This is a genomic window from Clostridium sp. DFI.1.208, assembly GCF_024463855.1.
In the GTDB taxonomy this organism is placed as follows: Bacteria; Bacillota_I; Bacilli_A; order Erysipelotrichales; family Erysipelotrichaceae; genus Clostridium_AQ.
The window spans coordinates 1-3,719 of the sequence record NZ_JANGCA010000121.1; the positions used below are offsets into that span (position 1 = coordinate 1).

The 3,719-nt window shown below is 43.4% G+C and carries 4 protein-coding genes; 1 reads left to right on the forward strand and 3 read right to left on the reverse strand.

What is annotated here, in order from left to right; all coding sequences use genetic code 11:
- Positions 1-157 precede the first annotated feature (157 nt).
- Genes NE665_RS23385 through NE665_RS23395 form a run of 3 tightly spaced genes read right to left on the reverse strand, consistent with a single transcriptional unit; the run spans position 158 to position 2,780 of the window.
- Entirely contained in the window at positions 158-427 is a 270-nt protein-coding gene (locus tag NE665_RS23385) for a hypothetical protein (RefSeq protein ID WP_233104884.1), read from the reverse strand.
- Positions 428-474: 47 nt separating this feature from the next.
- Positions 475-2,433, reverse strand: coding sequence for a hypothetical protein (locus NE665_RS23390; RefSeq protein WP_002610765.1), 1,959 nt, complete (start codon positions 2,431-2,433; stop codon positions 475-477).
- A 14-nt stretch (positions 2,434-2,447) separates the two neighbouring features.
- Entirely contained in the window at positions 2,448-2,780 is a 333-nt protein-coding gene (locus NE665_RS23395) for a hypothetical protein (RefSeq protein ID WP_002610766.1), read from the reverse strand.
- 227 nt (positions 2,781-3,007) lie between these two features.
- On the opposite strand from NE665_RS23395, the gene NE665_RS23400 reads away from it, so the two are divergent.
- On the forward strand, positions 3,008-3,247 hold the full coding sequence (locus NE665_RS23400; protein ID WP_002610767.1) for a hypothetical protein: 240 nt from the start codon (positions 3,008-3,010) through the stop codon (positions 3,245-3,247).
- Positions 3,248-3,719: the final 472 nt, after the last annotated feature.

The following is a 3,719-nucleotide window of genomic DNA, read 5'->3' on the forward strand; positions in this document are numbered from 1 at the left end:
GACTTTCAAACCGATGATACGCTCTCGTGTGCTGCCGTCTCTTATATGGATCGCGTCTCCGTCGATCATCTCGATATCTGACCATTCCAATGCCGTGCTGCAATATTTCTTTTGTTTCTCTGCCTGCTTCACGACCTTCTTTTCCGCTCTTCTTTCTTTATTCTTCTTTTTCTTCATATTTTACGATACCTCCCCATATATATTCCTTCTGTCGTCTGAGATACAGATACTGTAGGTAGAAGAACACCAGGAAGTTGTGATAGATGGGAGGGAATGGCTGGATGAGCACGATCACGATCCCATAGAGCAGTAAGGTCAACATGAGGAGCGGGACGTTGACCGTATCTCCTGTCATATTGAAAAGGAATGCCGGGATGAAGAGCAGGGTCGCTGTGCCGAACAGCACGATGTCGATCCATCGGAACATGCCTCCCAGATGTCTTCCTTTCTTAAAATTCTTCGGTGAGTAGAATCTCATGATCGTTCAAAGTCCTCCATTTCTCTCATATCCTGCATATCTCTTTTTTCTGCATGCGTGGAAGACAGCTCGTCGATCCGCTTCGGATGGATCAGATCCTGGATACCGGCATGCATGTTCGAAAGATTCTGTGCACGCGTATTCTTCGTTACATAGCGTCCTCCACGGACGATGCTCTTCTGTCCCATCAGTCGATTACCTGCGGCCAGATAAGCCGTTCTTCCTACTTTGGAGACGGTTCTCGCACGGAAGGTGGAGGAATCACCGACACGCCTTGCGGTCGTACCCTCACGACTCAGACGGATGCCTCCTTCATCCTGTGAAGCACCACCTGAGCTGCCGTCATTTCCTTTGGCAGGAGTTCCGATATCGATCCCTTCACCACTATCTATGCCTTCACTGGATGCGCCTATATCTGTGCCATCTTCCATCGCCCTATCATACCTTCCATCTGTAGAGACAGATGTCGGCGTATTTCCGAAACCATAGGTTGGATTGCTCTTATCGATCGTGCCGGATGCGCCACCACCTGCCGGATTCGAACCTCTCCAGTAGCTCTTATCCATGCCTGCTTTTTCCAAAGCCAGGGAAGCGTCTCCTTTACTCATATCACTGATGTCGATTCCATACTTCCTCGCTGCCTGCGCTTGTTTCTCTGTATGTGGTTCGGAAAAAGCTCTTGGCGGGATGTTTCCTGCACCTCCGGATCCTGAACCATTTCCGGGACCGTTTCCCGGATCATATGCTCCTGTCATAGGATTGTTGGAGCCGATACCACCTCCATCCGGATAGTTACCGAGCGAGTTCAGGCCCAGCATCCTGCCGGCTCCATAAGTCCCCAGAGCTGCCGCTCCAGTGGCCATCCCGATTCCTTTTTGTCCGATCGCCTGTGTGACGCCCTTCAATGCGCTCATCGCCTGGAAGCCCTGCATCGTCATGAAGAGTCCCATACCATCCCCGCCGATGAGCTGAGCGACTTGACCGGGACCGACCAAGACAGCCAGCATGCCCCCCAGGAAGAAGATCCCCTGGCCGACGATGCCGAAGTTTTGTACCGTTTTAGAAGATGTGACAGCCATGACGAGCAACAGGATGATATACTGCAGGACATTCGAGATCAGATCAGCACTGATCAGTTTGACCCATAAACCAAAACTGCGATCATCCGGATTTATGATACCGGAAATCGGGTAGGGAGATATCAGGATCTTGACCGCGATGGAGATCATCCTCTGTGATATCTGTATCGCCATAAGCAGAAACATATAAGCTCCACATACCCCTTCTACGATCAGAAAGATCAGCATGGTGGTATCCGGAAAATAGATATAATCACCATCAGCTCCAATCAATGCAGAGGTGATATTGAAGAAGCCTCCTACAATCGGTACGCCGTCGAACCAATGATCCATACCGCCTTCCGTGGCGTTGATATCGATCAGCTGGTAGGGAGGATATTGACCATTGCTTGCGGAACTGATAAAGATCTGGGAAGGCATCCCTTCATATTCCTTGTACAGTTTGTCAACAATCTCCTGTTGAAGCTTGTTGTCTGTTTTTGGCTTCGTAGTCGCGAAATTGTTCTCTACTACGAAGGAATCCGGAACACTATCCATAACGACGCTCGTAAAAGCGGTGAATTCTTTGATCACCAGTGGAGTCATGGCAACGACGAAAACGATTGCGATGATACGGAAGATCATCCGTAATCCGCTCAGCTTCCATACATATTCTTCATCGATAGTCGCTTTCAATAACATCGTGAAGGCTCTGAGCAGGGTGAACATCAGGAGGAACATCATCAGGATGTCCCACCATTGCCACACCGTTGAATTTGAGCCGATATCGAAGGAAAGGATCGGTCGTATGATGTTATATACACTATCGATGAGGAACATACTTCCTTTGACGAGTATCCACAAGACCCAGCGGACACCATCGATTACTAGATCCATACGATACCTCCTTTTTACATATTGTATATTTTATAGATCGTCGGGATCAGCTCGAGGACGACTGCGATTCCCCAGATGATCTTGAGCATCTTTAAGACAGGCTTTTGTTTCTTCTCATCTTCGTCCTTGACCATCCACGATAGACCATGAGCAGCACTTGCAATGACAGCAACGAGAGGTATCGCCCATAGGCAGATATCCGTAAAGGAATCCAACCAAGGCTTTGCCTCATTTTTCACTCCTGCAGTATTCGGTTTTGGCTTCGCCAATATAGGGGTCATCGTCGAATAGAAGGCGATGAGGATACCTGCAGTCGCAGGAGTCGGTTTTAATCTTTTCTTGAACATAGGGTATATCGTTTCCTTTCTTTCTTAATACTAAAAAAGACACATGATGTGTCTTCTTTCGGATATAGAGCCGCTGTATAAACACTCATACAGTGCAAAAAGCTTATACTACATCTTGACTGTTACTTGAGAGTAACAGTTCGTAGGATAAAAAAATCTTCTATTTTATATGTATCGCCTCCTTTCCCGTGATAAAATCTCTCTTATAAAGAAATGAGGAGTTATTTATGGAAGATTTTTTTAAATTTATAGATTCAAGTTTTATTATTGCTGTCCTCTCTGTTTTCTCAGTAGGTCAGATTTTAAATACTTTCATTAAATATCTATTGGACAGAAGACCGATGGTTTCAGAAATAGATAAGAAGATGTTTATGATATATAGTGAAATATACTATGCAGTTATTGAAAATCCAATTTCCAAGGTGAAAAATAAGAATTGTTTAGAAATATTTTTAAAGTTAAAATGAAACAATAGAAAATAATTACCATTTAGTAAATTATTTTGATAATATAACTCTTAAACTCTTACAAGCTTTGAAAGATTCTAAGAACCCCTCTGAAGCAGAGAAAAGAGCTACAACACTATTTTATAGAATCCAAAAACTATATGTTAAATATCAAAAAAGAATGGGGTATAGATTTCCTTTATTAAGAGAAATGATAATCGTTACATTGTATCGTATATGCTTTTTGTTATTTTTAACAATGTCTCTTATCGCTTTACTATACATAATATATTTGTTTTATGATTTAGGCATTTATAATGCTATCACAGATAGTCAATATGCTTTGATTCCTGCAATATTTGTTTATTCTTTTGGACTCACACTTTTTTTTGCTTGGAAACTACAATAAAACAGCTAAAATAGTTCTTAAACAATTAGAGAATTTCCAACTTAATACACCGCAAAGCACAATATTAAATAGATCACCAAAAAA